Here is a 15276-nt window from a genome sequence, read left to right as displayed (position 1 = left end):
GACGAACGAACCGTCCGGCTCCCCGAGCCGGACGGTTCCCCACTAGGTCCAGGAACATCCACGGGTCATCGAAAGCACCCCCCTCACCAGGGTGACAAGTCCCCTACGCATCACGCTCGAACGCGACATACCCCATGATTCAAGGAATCCACTGGATATGCCCGGATTTTTCGTAGGAAGTGTTGTTTTGGTCTAGCCGGCGAGCAGGCCGCCCAGGAAAAGCACCGCGACCGCCATGACCCAGGCCGCCACCGCCACGGCCATCACCCGGTCGAACAGCCGCTCATCCCGCCGGGAGAACCATGCGGCAGCCGTACACGCACCCCCGGAAACCGCGAATACCCCCGAAACCAGATTAGACGTCGCCAACCGCTCCGCGCACGCACCGGACGCCTCCCCATCGGCGCAGAACGCCTCCAAACCCCACCCGGCGAAAACCGACAGACCCCACAGGGCCGCGAGCAGGAAGCTGGCGACGGTGGGGAGAACCGGCGAGAAGCCCAGGCGCACGCCCTCCCTGTACCCAGGGAAAACCTTTTGGATGCCTGCCCGCTCGACGACTAAGCTTGTCGGTTCGCTACCTCAGATGACCACCACCTCCCGGGAGGCACTTCCGCATGCCCGCAGAACCACCGGCACCCGACATACTCACCGCCGAACAGGCCCACCTCGCCGAATCCCGCCGCGCCCTCCAGGCGATGCGCGAACACGCGCAGTCCCTCTCCTCAGACGCGGCCGGCGACTGGGTCTCGCAGCAGATCCTCCAGTCGCTGCTCGACCAGCGCGTCGCCGCGCTCGCCGACCACCCCGACACGCCGCTGTTCTTCGGCCGCCTCGAACGCTCCGCCGACGACGACCTGCCGCCCACGATCTACGTCGGCCGCCGGCACGTCCACGACGGCACCAGCCGCCCGCTCGTCATCGACTGGCGCGCCCCCGTCTCGCGCGCCTTCTACCAGGCCAGCCCGGCCGACCCCATGGGCGTACGGCTCCGCCGCCGCTTCGGCTACCACGGCGGCAAGCTCACCGCCTTCGAGGACGAGCCCCTCGACACCGGCGCCGACCTCGGCCCCTCCAAGATCCTCACCGACGAGATCGAACGCCCCCGCACCGGCCCGATGCGCGACATCGTCGCGACCATCCAGCCCGACCAGGACGAGATCGTCCGCAGCGACCTCGGCACCACCGTCTGCGTCCAGGGCGCCCCCGGCACCGGCAAGACCGCCGTCGGCCTGCACCGCGCGGCCTACCTGCTCTTCACCCACCGCGAGCGCCTCGCCCGCGCCGGCGTGATGATCGTCGGGCCCAACCGCGCCTTCCTCTCCTACATCTCCTCCGTCCTGCCCGCCCTCGGCGAGGTCAAGGTCGACCAGACCACGGTCGCCGACCTCCTCGGCGCCGGCACCGTGACCGAAGACCCCTCCGTCTCCGCGGTCAAGGGCTCGGCCCGCATGGCCAAGGTCCTCGAACGAGCCCTCTGGGCGCACATCACCAAGCCCACCGAAGGCGTCGTCTACACGCAGGGCGTCTACCGCTTCCGCGTCGCCGACCACGAGGTCCGCGAGATCGTCGCCTCCCTGCGCGGCACCACCCGCTACAACCCCGGCCGTGACGCCCTCACCCAGCGCCTGGCCCACCTCGTGCTCGTCCGCATGGAGCAGCGCGGCGAGGCGCCCGACGACCGCGTCCACGACAAGGTCGCCCGCTCCAAGCCGGTCAAGCAGCTCGTCGACGCCGTCTGGCCCAAGCTCGTGCCCGAGCAGGTGCTCTTCCGGCTCCTGTCCGACCCCGAGTTCCTCGCCAAGGCCGCCCGCACCGACCTGTCGCCGGAGGAGCAGGAGCTCCTGCTGTGGGGCAAGCCGTACCGGGGCTGGAAGTCCGCCAAGTGGAGCGCCGCCGACGCCGCCCTGCTCGACGAGCTCGCCGACCTCATGGAGCGCACCCCCTCCCTCGGCCACCTCGTCGTCGACGAAGCCCAGGACCTCTCCGAGATGCAGCTCCGTGCGCTCGGGCGGCGCTGCCGTACCGGGTCGGCCACCGTCCTCGGCGACCTCGCCCAGGGCACCACCCCCTGGTCGGTCAGCTCCTGGGAGACCGTCCTGCACCACCTCGGCCAGGACTCCGGCGAGGTCACCGAGCTCACGCTCGGCTTCCGAGTCCCGCGCGAGGTCCTCGACTACGCCGCGCAGCTCCTGCCCTCCGTCGCCCCCACCCTGGCCGCCCCCCGCTCCCTCCGCCCCGGCCTCGGCTCCCTCTCCGTACGGCAGAGCCCCTCGTCGCACGACTCCGTGGTGCGCGCCCCCCTCCTCCGTGACGCGGTCACCGAGGCGCTGGCCCGTGAGGGCTCCATCGGCGTCATCACCCCCGACGCCCTCGTCTCCGACACCTCGGCCGCCCTGGCCGACCTCCCCCACACCGTGCTCGGCCCCGACTCCACCGAGGACCACCGCCTCCTCATCGTCCCCGCCACCCTGGCCAAGGGCTTGGAGTACGACCACGTCATCGTGGTGGAACCCGCCGACATCGTCTCCGCCGAACCCCGTGGCCTGGCCCGGCTCTACGTCGTCCTCACCCGCGCCGTCACCACCCTCACCGTCCTCCACGCCAAGCCCCTCCCCGAACTCCTCACCTAGGGTCCTTCGCTGTGGGGCGCGCTCCGCGCGTGCCCGCCTCGGGCTCCCCTCCCGGGGGAGCCCAGCTCCCCCGGACCCCCGAGCCGTCGACGAGCGAGCAACCGCGAGATCAGAAGCCGATCGGGCAGCACCTCGGAGCCCCCGCGTCCCGCTCCGCAGCGACCTAGGAAGGCCCCAGGCTACGAGGCGACCGGCCCAGGGAGCGCTTGAGGCCCGCCCTTTTTCGGAGCAGCCCAGACGGCGTAGAACTTGCGGCGGCGAGCGACTTGGGACGGCTCTTTTCTCCCAGAGAGCAGGAACGGCCATCATGGCCCGATGGAGAGTCGGTTCCTGGGCATCCCCCAGTTGGTTGAGACCCCCGCAACCGCGGTGGTGGTCGATGTGATGCGGGCGTTCACCGTGGCGGCGTGGGCGTTCGCGCGTGGGGCCGAGCGGATCGTGCTGGCCGAGAGTCTCGACCAGGCGCTGGCGCTCAAAGCACGCAACCCCGGGTGGGTGGCGTTGAAGGACGGGACGCCGGCGGCGGGGTTCGACGCGGTGAACTCGCCGGCGATGCTGCGGACGGTCGACCTGAGCGGCCGGACCGTGGTGCAGAAGACGACGGCGGGGACGGTGGGCGCGCTGGCGGTGAAGGACGCGGAGCTGGTGTTGTGCGCGAGTTTCGTGGTGGCCGAGGCGACGGCCCGGCTGCTGCGGGAACGCGGGTGCGAGAGCGTGACGTACGTGGTGACTGGTGAGGAGGGGCGGGCCGAGGAGGATCTGGCGTGCGCTGAGTACATCGCGCTCCGGGCCGGCGGAGACGAGGTGGAGGCGGCGGGGTTCCTGCGGCGGGCCGGGGAGTCGCGGGCGGCGGCCGAGCTGGCCGAGGGGGTACGGCTGGGCGTGCATCCGGATGATGTCGCGCTGTGTCTTGAGGTCGATCGGTTTCCGTTCGCCATGGTGGCGGCTCTGGAGGGGTCGCTGATGGTGCTCAAAGTGGCGGAAAAATAGTCGGCCGGGTGTGTAGAGGAGTCGAGTGCGGCTCCGACCAAGGGGTGAAGGACACCGAACACTGCACACGAAGGAGCCGTCATGGCCAAGCTGATCGTCGCCAACTTCACCATCTCCCTCGACGGCTACGCCGCGGGACCCGGGCAGCGGATGGACGCGCCGTTCGGGGACGGGGCGGACGCGCTGCACGACTGGATGGTCGGCACCCGCGCCTTCCGGGAGTCGCACGGGATGGAGGGTGGCGAGGAGGGCCCGGACAACGACCGGGTGCTCCAGGCGGCGGGCGACTTCGGGGCGACGATCATGGGGCGGAACATGTTCGGCCCGCAGCGTGGCCCGTGGGACGACCACGAGTGGCAGGGCTGGTGGGGCGACAACCCGCCTTTCCACAACGACGTCTTCGTCATGACCCACCACCCGCGGCCGACGCTCAAGCTGGCGGGCGGGACCTCCTTCCACTTCGTGGACGGCACTGCTGAGGAGGTGCTGGCTCGGGCGGTGGCGGCGACCGGAGGGAAGGATGTGCAGCTGTCCGGTGGCGCGGGGGTGATCCGGCAGTTCCTGCGGGCGCGGCTGGTGGATGAGTTGCGGATCGCGGTGGCGCCGATGTTCATCGGTGGGGGTGAGCGGTTGTTCGATGGGCTGGGGGACGCCATGCAGGGTTATCGGGTGGTTGAGCAGGTCAGCACGAAGGCGGCCACGCATCTGCTGATCACTCGCTAGCCGACTCACCGGCTGCCCTTTCCAGGAGGCTGGGAGGGGAGTCCGTGGTGACGGGTGCTAGCTTGTCCGGCCATGAAGGACCAAGTGCTGACCATCCGTCCCGCCCGCCAGGACGAGGTGCCCGAGATCCTCGCCTTCTGGGCGGAGGCCGCCGAGGGCACCGACCGGCACGACTCGGCCGGCAAGGTGCTCGCCCTGCTCGACCGCGACCCCGAGGCCCTGCTGGTCGCCGAGGTGGACGGGGAACTGGCCGGCACGCTCATCGCGGGGTGGGACGGCTGGCGGGCACACCTGTACCGCCTCGCCGTCCACCCGGATCATCGCCGCAAGGGCATCGGCTCCAAGCTGATCGAGGCCGCCGAGCAGCGGTTCGCCGGGTTCGGGGCGTTCCGGGCGGATGCCATGGTGCTCCACGACAACACCCTCGCCCACCACGCTTGGAAGGCGGCCGGCTACGCCGTACAACCGGAATGGGGCCGCTGGGTCAAGCCGCTCGGCTGAAGGCTCAGCCGTACCGGACCAGCTCGGGCACCCGTACGGCGAGCAGGATGAGGGCGGCGGCCAGGAGGAGCCCGGCGCAGAGCGTGGTGAGGGCGACGCCGACGGTCTGCGCGATGACGCCCAGGATCAGCGCGGAGACCGGCATCACGCCGATGGCGAGCTCCTGCACGCCGAGGGCCCGGCCGTGGAGCGCGGGCTCGGTGGTCATGAGCAGCAGCGTGGTCTGCAGCACCCCGAAGACCGCGCTGAGCACGCCGATGCCGATCATCACCACGTAGGCGGCGGTGACGTTCTGGGCCACCGCGAACACCGCCCACAGCAGGCCCCATCCGGCGGTGCCCAGCACGAAGGCGCCGCCCTTGAAGCGGAAGTCGCCGAGCCCGGCGATGATCAACGACCCCACCAGGCCGCCCACGCCGCAGCAGGTGAGCAGGACGCCCAGCCCGGCGGCGTCGAGGCCGAGCGACTGCTGGGCGAAGACCGGCATGAACGACTGGTAGATCGGCCAGAGCAGGATGTTGGCCGCGAGGGTGACCAGGAGGATGGCGACCGCCAGCCGGTTGCGGGCGATGGCGCGGAACCCGCCGGTGATCATCGACAGCACGCGCTCGGGCTCGTGCCGGACCGGGTCGCCCAGGCCGCGCAGCGGGATCAGCAACACCAGCGAGAGCCCGTACCAGGCGGTCGAGATCCACAACGCGGCCGGCGCGCCCAGCGTGGAGATCAGCGCGCCGCCGGCCGCCGGACCGATCACCTGGGGCAGGTTCATGGCCATCGTGTTCAGGGCGTTGGCGTTGCTCAGGTTCTCGCGTCCGACCAGGTCGAGCACCATGGACGAGCGGGCTGGCTGCGAGGGCGACTGCGCCAGCCCGAGGGCCAGGCCGCCCGCCACCAGCGCCCAGTACGGCAGCAGGTCGAACGAGGCCAGCCCGGCCACGGCACCCGCGGTGACCAGCGCCCAGGCGCAGGCGATGATCAGGAGGCCGACCCGGTTGTGCCGGTCGGCGACCGCGCCCGCGATCGGGCCCAGCAACATCGGCGCCAGCCGCGCAGCGGTGAAGACCGCGACCAGGAACTCCGACCCGGTCGTCTCGTAGGCGAGCCAGCCGAGCACGAGCGTCTGGGTCCAGACGCCGCCGAAGAAGAACAGGTTCGACAGCCAGAGCAGCCGGAACCGGCCGTTGGCGCGAAGCGCGGACAGGGCCGTGCCCAGGCCCAGTTTGGACGGCTTCGCTCGCAGCACCGGGCGGGCTCCTTCTGATCACGGCTGGGGAGACGCCGCAATGGTATACCACTAGTGATTGAGTGGGGCCGCGGCCAGTGCGGTGGCCGCGACCCCACGTTTTCAGGCTAGGTACGGCGGCGCCGCCCGGCATCGCGCAGCCGGCCGACCTTGCCGCTCCGGCCGGGTGAGGCCGAGGTCATCCCATCGATTGACCCGCCGGCCGCCCGGTGCCGTCCCGGGCGGCGCTGCCACCGCCGGGTGACGAGGGCGGTCAGGAACACCCCGGCCAGCACCACCGTGCCCGCATCCGCCGGCGGCAGGTTCTCCGCTCCGGGAGTACGGCTCAGCACAGCAGCCTGCAACGCCGCCCCCTCACCGGCACCAAGGAACATCGGTGAGAGAGCTGAGCCGGGAGAAGCGGGGGCGGCCGATGCGGCGGTGGGCTCGGGGGCAGGAGCTGACGCGGCCGGCGTGGCGGCGACCGCGGGCGGCGGCGTGGCTGCGGGAGTGGCGGCTGCGGCGAGGGTCTGTTCGTAGGTGGCCCCGTCGACCTTCACCAGCCGCGGCAACCCATACCCCACCACCGTCCCGGTGTCGCGAACCTTCCGCTTGAGGTAAACGCCGTCCGCGTTCCCCTCAATCGTATGGATCTTGGTCCCGGCGACCTTCTCCACGATGCCGACATGACTGATCCCGCCGACCGACTTCGACCCGCTCCAGTTGTAGAACACGAACGCCCCAGGCTCCGGCGTGGTGCTCCAAGCACCCTGCTGCCGGAACCAGTTGGCATGCGCCGGCGTATACGCGAACTGTCCCGCGTATTCGGCCACCCCGGCCTGATCCGCGGCCCAGGCGAGGAACATGTCACACCAGGCGGCGGTCTTGAAGGAGTACGAGTCGTCGACGTGCGCGCCATACCAGTCGCCGTATTTGGTATAGCCGCCGCTTTCCTCCCTGTACGGCAGTTCAGCTTCGATGACCTTGAACAACTTGTCCGAGATCGGATCCAATTGGGGGCGGTCCTCTCCTAGGACGCCTACCGGGTTAGCTGACGGGTTCGGGCCAGGAGAAAGCCGCCCTACCGCTGGTTTCGAGCAGGCCGCACTCTGCTCGGGGTCGCGGATTCACCCCAGAAAGTTGGGTCCCCGGCTCCCCGCGCACGGGGGACTCGACGATCGGACGGCCGCCTTCCCGTTGAAGGCCGATAACCGTCCGGTAACGCGGGACTGTAATAGGACTCCAACCGAAATGCCAAATAAAGGTAGGTAAAATCCCGCGAACACCAAGAGCGCACACGCAAAAGGCGGCCCCCGAAGGGACCGCCTGAAGCGTGTGGATCAGGACTTAGAAGTCCATGTCCCCGCCGCCGGGCATGCCGCCGGGAGCAGCCGGGGTCTTCTCCGGCTTCTCGGCGATGACAGCCTCGGTGGTCAGGAACAGCGCCGCGATGGAAGCGGCGTTCTGCAGCGCGGAGCGCGTCACCTTGGCCGGGTCGATGATGCCCGACTCGAACATGTTGACGTACTCGCCGGTCGCGGCGTTGAGGCCCTCACCCGGGGTCAGGTTGCGAACCTTCTCCACCACGACGCCGCCCTCGAGACCGGCGTTGACCGCGATCTGCTTGAGCGGCTCCTCCAGAGCCTTGCGCACGATCGCCGCGCCGGTGGCCTCGTCGCCGGTGAGCTCGAGCTTGTCGAACGCCTTGGCGCCGGCCTGCAGCAGCGCGACACCACCGCCGGGGACGATGCCCTCCTCGACGGCCGCCTTCGCGTTGCGAACGGCGTCCTCGATGCGGTGCTTGCGCTCCTTGAGCTCGACCTCGGTGGCCGCGCCGGCCTTGATGACGGCGACGCCGCCGGCCAGCTTGGCGAGGCGCTCCTGGAGCTTCTCGCGGTCGTAGTCGGAGTCGGTGCGGTCGATCTCGGAGCGGATCTCGTTGACCCGGCCGGAGATCTGGTCCGCGTCACCGGCGCCGTCGACGATGGTCGTCTCGTCCTTGGTGACGACGACCTTGCGAGCGCGGCCGAGCAGGTCGAGGGTGGCGTTCTCGAGCTTGAGACCGACCTCCTCGGCGATGACCTGGCCGCCGGTCAGGATGGCGATGTCGTTCAGCATGGCCTTGCGGCGGTCACCGAAGCCGGGCGCCTTGACCGCGACGGACTTGAACAGCCCGCGGATCTTGTTGACGACCAGGGTGGCCAGGGCCTCGCCCTCGATGTCCTCGGCGATGATCAGCAGCGGCTTGCCGGACTGCACGACCTTGTCGAGAACGGGGAGCAGGTCCTTGTTGGCGGAGACCTTGCTGTTGACGATCAGGATGTAGGGGTCCTCGAGGACGGCCTCCATCCGGTCGGGGTCGGTCACGAAGTAACCGGACACGTACCCCTTGTCGAAGCGCATGCCCTCGGTGAGCTCGAGCTCGAGGCCGAAGGTGTTGCTCTCCTCGACGGTGATGACGCCTTCCTTGCCGACCTTGTCCATCGCCTCGGCGATGAGCGCGCCGATCTCGGGGTCGGCGGCGGAGATGGAGGCGGTCGAAGCGATCTGCTCCTTGGTCTCCACGTCCTTGGCCAGCTTGGAGAGCTCCTCGCTGACGCGCTCGACGGCGGCCTCGATGCCCTTCTTCAGGGCCATCGGGTTGGCGCCGGCGGCAACGTTGCGCAGGCCCTCGCGCACCAGCGCCTGGGCGAGCACGGTGGCGGTGGTGGTGCCGTCACCCGCGACGTCGTCGGTCTTCTTGGCGACTTCCTTGACGAGCTCCGCACCGATCTTCTCGTACGGGTCCTCGAGCTCGATCTCCTTGGCGATGGACACACCGTCGTTGGTGATCGTGGGGGCGCCCCACTTCTTCTCCAGAACGACGTTGCGGCCCTTCGGGCCGAGGGTCACCTTGACGGCGTCGGCGAGCTGGTTCATACCGCGCTCGAGACCGCGCCGGGCGTCCTCGTCAAACGCGATCATCTTGGCTGCCATAAGGCTGGACCTCCCAGATGCAGGGTGGTTTGCATAAGGGATCGAGCCGAAGCCCGCGACGGCATATAGGCCTGCATCTCCCTGCGGCAGGCCCCATCGCCTCGATCCATCATTGGCACTCTGCTATCGAGAGTGCCAACGAACTGTTTAGCACTCTACCCGGTCGAGTGCAAGCCGACGCCATGAGTCGGCTGCTCATGAGGGTGCCTCACCTGGGACGGGTCGCCGGAGGCCGGGGCTCGGGCCGGGTCCGGAACGGACCCGGCCACGCGCGTTCGTGGGCGGTTCGCACGGACTGCGTTGCCGTACGAACCACCGGCCAGGTGTGTGTGTCAGACCGCTCGGACAGATTCGGCCTGCGGCCCCTTCTGTCCCTGCGTGATCTCGAACTCGACCCGCTGGCCCTGCTCGAGAGACCGATAGCCGTCCATCATGATCGCTGAGTAATGGACGAAGACATCCTTACCACCGTCTACCGCGATGAAGCCGTAGCCCTTGTCCGCGTTGAACCACTTGACGGTGCCCTGCGCCACTTCCGACTCCTCTAACTGGGCTCCGGACCTCGCCCATTCCTCTCGCAAGATCCGCAGTCTTCCTGACTTAAGGGGATTTCCAGCCAGTCGACCGCACTCGACCATACCTGTGAGGTGGCATTGGGGAACAGAGTCAAGCACAAAACTGCTTAGCGCTACATTTCCTTTAAGTTTGAAATGTCCCTGCAGATACGAACACCCCCCGGGCGAGGGCCCAGGGGGTGCGTCGTACGGAAGGGGCCGGATCAGCCGCCCGCGACCGCCGGGATGATCGAGATCTGCGCGCCTTCGGGCGTCGCGGTGTCAAGGCCCTCGGAGAAACGGACGTCCTCTTCCCCGACATAGACATTGACAAAACGGCGAATCTTGCCCGATTCATCCAGAATTCGCGCGCCGATACCCGGGAAGTCGGCGTCGAGCTTCTGGAGCACCTCGCGAAGCGTCGCGCCCTCCCCGCGCACATCTGCACTTCCGCCCGTGTATGTGCGCAGAATTGTCGGAATCCGCACCGAAACACTCATCAGATAACCTTCCTAAACGCGTCGAGCGAGGGCTTGATCACCGCGGACGGCTCGGCCGTGACCACGTCGAGGGTCTTGAGGCCGTCGCCGGTGTTGAGCACCACCGTGTCCAGCTCGGGGTCGAGCTTCCCGGCCGCCACGAGCTTGCGCAGCACTCCCACGGTGACCCCGCCCGCCGTCTCGGCGAAGATGCCCTCGGTCGAGGCCAGCAGGTGGATCGCCGAGACGATCTCGGCGTCGGTGACGTCCTCCACCGCGCCGCCGGTCCGGCGGGCGATGTCGAGCACGTAGGGGCCGTCGGCCGGGTTGCCGATCGCCAGCGACTTGGCGATCGTGTCCGGCTTCACCGGCTGGACCACGTCGTGCCCGGCCTTGTAGGCCGCCGCCACCGGCGAGCACCCGGTCGCCTGGGCCGCGAAGATCTTGTACGGCTTCTCCTCGACGAGGCCGAGCGCGACGAGCTCCTTGAAGCCCTTGTCGATCTTCGTGAGCTGCGAGCCGGAGGCCACCGGGATGACGATCTGGTCCGGCAGCCGCCAGCCGAGCTGCTCCGCGATCTCGTAGGCCAGCGTCTTGGATCCCTCGGCGTAGTAGGGCCGCAGGTTGACGTTGACGAAGCCCCACTTCTCGCCGGCCGGGTCGCCGATCAGCTCCGAGCAGAAGCGGTTGACCTCGTCGTAGGTGCCCTCGATGCCGATCAGCTTGCCGCCGAACACCCGGGCCATGGCGATCTTCGCCTGCTCCAGGTCGGCGGGGATGAAGACGCAGGCCTCCAGCCCGGCGCGGGCGGCCGCGGCGGTGACCGCGCCGGCCAGGTTGCCGGTGGAGGAGCACGACAGGGTGTGGAAACCGAAGGTGCGGGCCGCCTCGACGGCGATCGCGACCACCCGGTCCTTGAAGGAGTGGGTGGGGTTGCCGGAGTCGTCCTTGATGTGCAGGGACTTGAGACCGAGCGACTTGCCGAGCCCCTCGGCGCGGACCAGCTTGGTCCAGCCGGGGTTCATGTTGCGCTTCTCGGTCACGTCCACGGGGACCGGGAGGAGCCGCCGGTAGCGCCAGATGTTGTCGGGACCGGACTCGATGTCCGAGCGGGTCACCGTACCGAAGTCGTAGGCCACCTCGAGCGGCCCGAAACACTCGAGACAGGCGAAGTGGGGACCGAGGTCGTAGCGCGTGCCGCATTCGCGGCAGGAGAGCGCGACAGCAGGGCCGAAGTCGAGCGACATGAAGCGAGGCCTTCCCTCATCTTCGCCCGCGACCACCTTGGTCACGGGCCGGAATTGGCACCTGTCCCGGTCGGCCTCGTCACGTCACGAGCACGAACCGGGAGGGTTGCCGGGGCTTCGCAGGGCCGGTCCCTCCACCCCTCTGGATGAGCAATATGAAGTTGTGTTTCTGCGCAGCACTCTACCTGGACTGGCGACGCTGACAACTCAGCGTCTCGCCAGTCGAGACAGGCCGTCTCAGCGGTAGTCCTCGCCCAGTGCCGCCTGCACGTACTTGCGCGCCTGGTGGATGCGCGACTTGGCGGTGCCGAGCGGGATGCCGAGCTGTTCGGCCACCTCGTTGTAGTCGAGCTGGACGATGTCGCGCAACACCAGAGCCTGCGCCAGGTCCGGCTTGTCGGCCTCCAGCGCCTCCATCGCGTCGAGCAGGTCGAGCCGCGAGCCGGCGATCACGCTCACCCGGCGCACGTCGGGCCGCTGGGTGGGCAGTTCGTCGGAGGTCTGCTCGGCCGCGCGCCGCTTGAGCGAGCGGTAGGTGGTGCGCGCGCAGTTGGCCGTCACGATGTGCAGCCACGTGCTGAAGCGGGCCCGCCCCTCGAACCGGCCGATGTTTCGCGCCACGGCCAGCAGCGTGTCCTGGCAGGCTTCCTCGGCATCCTGGTGGTAGGGCAAGATCCGGGCGCAGTGCCGCAACACATCGGGCTCGATCCGCTTGAGCAGCTCACCGAGCGCACGGTGATCGCCGCCCGCTGCGGATCGGGCCAGTTCCTCGGTTAGCTCATCAAGCGCCATAGAGAGATCCTAAGAGCGGGGAGGGTTTTCATGAACAGCGTCCTGGTGGCCTCCAACCGGGGGCCGGTCTCCTTCACGGTCGACGCCGACGGCGTCCTGACGATGAAACGCGGCGGCGGCGGGCTGGTCTCGGGCCTGTCGGGGGTGGCCAAGGACGTGCTCTGGGTCTGTGCCGCGCTGTCCGACGGCGACCGCGGCGCGGTACGGCAGGCCCCCGGCGGCCGGCTCGACCACGCGGGGTACGACACCGGTCCGTTGCGCATGCTGGATATTCCCCCAGCCACCTTTCACCGGGCTTACAACGCGGTTGCCAACTCCACGCTCTGGTTCGTCAACCACCTGCTCTACGACATCCCGACCAGCCCGCACTTCGGCACCCGCTTCGAGCGCGAGTGGGAGTCCTACCGCGACTACAACGGCGCCTTCGCGCTGGCCCTGGCCGAGGAGGCGGCGCACGAGGCGCGGGTGATGGTCCAGGACTACCACCTCACCCTCACCCCGGCGATGCTCCGCGCCGAGCGGCCCGATCTGCGCATCGCGCACTTCAGCCACACGCCGTGGGCGCCGCCCGAGTACTTCTCGCTGCTGCCCGACGAGGTGGGGCGCGAGGTGCTGGAGGGCATCCTGGGCGCCGACCACGCCGGCTTCCTGACCGAGCGCTGGGCGCGCGCGTTCATGGACTGCTGCCGCCACCTGCTCGGCGCGGAGGTCTCCGCCGAAGCGGTCACCCATGACGGGCGCACCACCCGCATCGGCGTCCACAGCCTGGGGGTGGACGGCGACGCGCTGTGGGCCCGCGCCTGCGAGCCCGACGTCGAGTCCCATGTCGCGGCATTACGGGAGCAGACCGGCGGGCGGCGGCTGATCGTGCGGATCGACCGCACCGAGCTGTCGAAGAACATCGTGCGCGGCCTGATGGCCTACCGCGAGTTCCTCGCCGCCCATCCCGAGTGGCACGGCCGGGTGGTGCACCTGGCCTTCGCCTACCCGAGCCGGCACGACCTGCCCGAGTACCGCGAGTACACCGCCGCGGTGCAGCGCTGCGCCAAGGAGATCGAGGACGAGTACGCCACGGAGGACTGGGACCCGCTCATCCTCAACGTCGACGACGACTACCCGCGCAGCCTGGCCGCCTACCGCCTGGCCGACGTGCTCCTGGTCAACCCGGTGCGCGACGGCATGAACCTGGTCGCCAAGGAGGGGCCGGTGCTGTCCGACCGCTGCGCGCTCGTGCTCTCCCGCGAGGCCGGCGCCGCCGCCGAGCTGGGCGAGGACGCGCTGGTGGTCAACCCCTTCGACGTCGGCGAGACCGCCCGCGCGCTGCACGCCGCGCTGATCATGGACGAGCAGGAGCGGGTACGGCGAGCCCTGCGGCTGCGGGCCAAGGCCACCGCGCTGCCCCCGGAAAGGTGGCTGGCCGCCCAGTTGAATGCCCTTTAGTACGCTTTGACCCTGCCCGACACCCTGGGGGTCCCCGCGTGACAACGGCCGCGATGCGCCTGACGAGAGATCGCCCGACCTGGCTCATCTACCTCCAGCTCGGCACCTTCGCCACCTACCTGTACGGCCTCAGCGCGGCCCTGCCACTGCTGCAGAAGGACCAGCGGGTCTCGCAGACCGTCGCCGGCCTGCACGGCACCTCGATGGCGCTCTGCGGCATCGCCGCGGGGCTTGCTCTGCCGTACCTGGTCAGGAAGTACGGCAGGCGCGCGACGACCTGGATCGGCCTGGCCGGCGTCAACGCGGGCGTGCTGCTGGTGGTGGCGACGACCGCGCTGCCGGCCACCCTGCTGGGCTACGGCCTGGCCAGCGGCTTCGGCACGCTGACCCTGTACGCCTCGATGGCCGCGCTGAGCGACCACCACGGCCCGGCGGGCCCGGCGGCGATCAGCGAGGCCAACGCGGTCGGCGCGACGATCGCGCTCTTCGCGCCCTTCCTGCTGAGCGCGGCGGCGCAGAGCGCGGCCGGCTGGCGCGCGGCGCTGCTGCTCACCCCGGCGTGCACGCTCGTGCTCGCGCTGACGCTGGGCAGGTACTGGATCCCCGAGGAGGACCACCAGGGCGAGCACCGGCAGCACCGCGGCCGGTTCGGGTGGAAGTTCTACGCCGCCGGGGCGGTGCTGTTCTGCTGCGTGGCGCTGGAGTTCACCTTCAACCTGTGGGCCGCGGTGCTGGTCACCACCCGCACCGGCCTGACGCCGGAACGCGCCGCGATCACCGTCACCGCCCTCGCCGCGGGCCTGGCCGCCGGCCGGTTCGTCGGCGCCCGCCTGGCGCTGCGGCTGACGACGACCACCCTGCTGGTCGGCGCGCTCGCGGTCACCGGGGCCGGCTGGGTGCTGTTCTGGCTCAGCACCAACCCGGTGCTCTCGCTGACCGGCGTCGTGGTGTGCGGGCTGGGCATCGCGCTGCACTTCCCGCTCGCGCTGTCCGGCGTGATCGCCAACTCCGGCGGCCGGCCCGACCGGGCCTCGGCGATCGGCTCGATCTGGGCCAGCGTCGCGGTGGGCGCCGGGCCGCTGGTGCTCGGCGCCCTCGCCGACGGTTACGGCACCGTCAACGCCTTCCTGATGGTGCCGGTCCTGATCGGCCTCGCGGTGGCGGGCGTGCTCAGCGCCAGGCCGCGGCCTTGAGGATCGCGCCGAGGCGGTTGGTCCCCCAGGCGTCGAAGACGAGGATCTTCGACTTGGGCAGGTACCAGACCCGCTCCTGGAAGTAGGTGTCGGTCGGCTTGTACTTCATGGTCATGCAGCGGATGAGCCAGACCCGGTAGTAGGCCTTGTGTCCCGGGCCGACCTGCCGCAGCCCGCTGGTGACCAGCTTGCCCGGGTAGCCCTCGTAGTAGCGCTTGTCCGGCGTGCACAGCGAGACGCCGGTGCCCGGGTGGAAGCGCTGCTCGGTGTCGTAGGGGTTGCCCTCACGCGCCGTGGCGACGCCCTTCGGGCCGAGGACGTAGAAGCCGCGGCACTCGGCGGCGGTGCGGTCGCAGCCGCCGGTCTTGATGTGCACGCCCCAGGCGTCGGCTTTGCCGACCTTCCAGGTCTTGGGGATCTGGAGGGTCATGCCGCGGTAGGTGAACGACTTGGTCGCGGTGCTCTGGGCGGGCGCGCCGGCCAGGAGGAGGGAGGCGGTCACCACCAAGGATGTCAGCATGACGCA

At 69.7% G+C, this 15276-nt stretch carries 15 protein-coding genes and 2 riboswitches; of the genes, 6 read left to right on the top strand and 9 right to left on the bottom strand.

What is annotated here, in order from left to right; translation table 11 throughout:
* Positions 1–192: 192 nt before the first annotated feature.
* Entirely contained in the window at positions 193–510 is a 318-nt protein-coding gene (locus ACIBG7_RS32135; RefSeq protein WP_397338617.1) for a hypothetical protein, read from the bottom strand.
* A gap of 107 nt (positions 511–617) precedes the next feature.
* On the opposite strand from ACIBG7_RS32135, the gene ACIBG7_RS32130 reads away from it, so the two are divergent.
* The 4 genes from ACIBG7_RS32130 (at position 618) to ACIBG7_RS32115 (ending at position 4847) form a co-directional block, all read left to right on the top strand.
* On the top strand, positions 618–2633 hold the full coding sequence (locus ACIBG7_RS32130; RefSeq protein ID WP_397338615.1) for a HelD family protein: 2016 nt from the start codon (positions 618–620) through the stop codon (positions 2631–2633).
* Positions 2634–2948: 315 nt separating this feature from the next.
* Positions 2949–3623 (top strand): 2-phosphosulfolactate phosphatase, encoded by a 675-nt coding sequence (locus ACIBG7_RS32125; protein WP_397338614.1) that lies wholly within the window; start codon positions 2949–2951, stop codon positions 3621–3623.
* An 81-nt stretch (positions 3624–3704) separates the two neighbouring features.
* The gene (locus ACIBG7_RS32120; RefSeq protein WP_397338613.1) at positions 3705–4346 is read left to right on the top strand and encodes a dihydrofolate reductase family protein; all 642 of its coding nucleotides are present in this window, start codon (positions 3705–3707) and stop codon (positions 4344–4346) included.
* Between the two features lie 72 nt (positions 4347–4418).
* The gene (locus ACIBG7_RS32115) at positions 4419–4847 is read left to right on the top strand and encodes a GNAT family N-acetyltransferase (protein WP_397338612.1); all 429 of its coding nucleotides are present in this window, start codon (positions 4419–4421) and stop codon (positions 4845–4847) included.
* Positions 4848–4851: 4 nt separating this feature from the next.
* Here the strand turns inward: ACIBG7_RS32115 and ACIBG7_RS32110 are convergent, their stop codons facing one another.
* The 7 genes from ACIBG7_RS32110 to ACIBG7_RS32080 form a co-directional block, all read right to left on the bottom strand.
* The gene (locus ACIBG7_RS32110; RefSeq protein WP_357922290.1) at positions 4852–6090 is read right to left on the bottom strand and encodes an MFS transporter; all 1239 of its coding nucleotides are present in this window, start codon (positions 6088–6090) and stop codon (positions 4852–4854) included.
* A gap of 107 nt (positions 6091–6197) precedes the next feature.
* The gene (locus ACIBG7_RS32105; protein WP_397338610.1) at positions 6198–7082 is read right to left on the bottom strand and encodes a CHAP domain-containing protein; all 885 of its coding nucleotides are present in this window, start codon (positions 7080–7082) and stop codon (positions 6198–6200) included.
* A gap of 7 nt (positions 7083–7089) precedes the next feature.
* Positions 7090–7256, bottom strand: a riboswitch (cyclic di-AMP (ydaO/yuaA leader).
* 160 nt (positions 7257–7416) lie between these two features.
* On the bottom strand, positions 7417–9045 hold the full coding sequence (gene groL, locus ACIBG7_RS32100) for a chaperonin GroEL (RefSeq protein WP_357922282.1): 1629 nt from the start codon (positions 9043–9045) through the stop codon (positions 7417–7419).
* A gap of 332 nt (positions 9046–9377) precedes the next feature.
* Complete coding sequence (locus tag ACIBG7_RS32095) at positions 9378–9578, bottom strand: cold-shock protein (RefSeq protein ID WP_068927743.1); 201 nt, start codon at positions 9576–9578, stop codon at positions 9378–9380.
* A 245-nt stretch (positions 9579–9823) separates the two neighbouring features.
* Entirely contained in the window at positions 9824–10099 is a 276-nt protein-coding gene (locus tag ACIBG7_RS32090; RefSeq protein WP_357922279.1) for a MoaD/ThiS family protein, read from the bottom strand.
* Positions 10099–11325, bottom strand: a complete 1227-nt coding sequence (gene thrC / locus ACIBG7_RS32085) for a threonine synthase (RefSeq protein WP_357922276.1) — start codon at positions 11323–11325, stop codon at positions 10099–10101. Before thrC ends, ACIBG7_RS32090 begins: the two co-directional genes overlap by 1 nt.
* Positions 11326–11338: 13 nt before the next feature.
* Positions 11339–11478: riboswitch (SAM riboswitch) on the bottom strand.
* Positions 11479–11562: 84 nt separating this feature from the next.
* A complete protein-coding gene (locus tag ACIBG7_RS32080; protein WP_357922273.1) occupies positions 11563–12117 on the bottom strand; it encodes an RNA polymerase sigma factor in 555 nt (184 codons plus the stop codon).
* Between the two features lie 30 nt (positions 12118–12147).
* Here ACIBG7_RS32080 and ACIBG7_RS32075 point away from each other — a divergent pair, with 30 nt between their 5' ends.
* Together ACIBG7_RS32075 and ACIBG7_RS32070 are read left to right on the top strand one after the other, a co-directional pair.
* On the top strand, positions 12148–13557 hold the full coding sequence (locus tag ACIBG7_RS32075; RefSeq protein ID WP_397338609.1) for a trehalose-6-phosphate synthase: 1410 nt from the start codon (positions 12148–12150) through the stop codon (positions 13555–13557).
* Positions 13558–13610: 53 nt separating this feature from the next.
* Positions 13611–14750 carry an MFS transporter gene (locus ACIBG7_RS32070; protein WP_397338608.1) on the top strand — a complete coding sequence of 380 codons (1140 nt, stop codon included), beginning with the start codon at positions 13611–13613 and terminating at the stop codon, positions 14748–14750.
* Here ACIBG7_RS32070 and ACIBG7_RS32065 read toward each other — a convergent pair.
* Positions 14728–15270 carry a hypothetical protein gene (locus tag ACIBG7_RS32065; RefSeq protein ID WP_397338607.1) on the bottom strand — a complete coding sequence of 181 codons (543 nt, stop codon included), beginning with the start codon at positions 15268–15270 and terminating at the stop codon, positions 14728–14730. The genes ACIBG7_RS32070 and ACIBG7_RS32065 overlap by 23 nt on opposite strands.
* Between the last annotated feature and the right edge of the window lie 6 nt (positions 15271–15276).

It is taken from the genome of Nonomuraea sp. NPDC050328 (assembly GCF_044459405.1).
Taxonomy (GTDB): domain Bacteria; phylum Actinomycetota; class Actinomycetes; order Streptosporangiales; family Streptosporangiaceae; genus Nonomuraea.
The sequence above is the reverse complement of the archived record's forward strand: the minus strand, read 5'-3'. Positions and strand labels throughout refer to the sequence as shown.